Annotated in this window: 1 pseudogene; it reads left to right on the top strand. The window is 67.5% G+C overall.

Annotation, left to right across the window (positions count from 1 at the left end):
- A pseudogene (gene mhpE, locus B3M58_RS18885) lies at window positions 1-428 on the top strand (4-hydroxy-2-oxovalerate aldolase); the annotation flags it as partial.

The following is a 428-nucleotide window of genomic DNA, read 5'->3' as shown; positions in this document are numbered from 1 at the left end:
CTGGGCATGGACACCGTCGGCTTTTTGATGATGAGCCATATGATCGCCCCCGAGCATCTGGCCAAGCAGGCCAAGCTGATGGAGAACTACGGCGCGACCTGCATCTACGTGGTCGACTCCGGCGGTGCGCTGAGCATGCAGGACGTGCGCGAGCGCTTCCGTGCGGTCAAGGCCGTGCTCAAGCCGGAAACCCAGACCGGCATGCACGCCCACCACAACCTGTCCCTTGGCGTGGCCAACTCCATCGTCGCGGTGGAGGAGGGCTGCGACCGCATCGACGCCAGCCTCGCCGGCATGGGCGCCGGGGCCGGCAACGCGCCGCTGGAGGTGTTTATCGCCGCCGCCGAACGCCTCGGCTGGGAGCACGGCACCGACCTCTACACCCTGATGGACGCCGCCGACGACATCGTCCGGCCGTTGCAGGATCG

This window comes from Pseudomonas sp. UBA2684 (genome assembly GCA_002354655.1).
Taxonomy (GTDB): Bacteria; Pseudomonadota; Gammaproteobacteria; order Pseudomonadales; family Pseudomonadaceae; genus Aquipseudomonas.
This window is presented reverse-complemented; position numbering and strand designations above follow the sequence as displayed.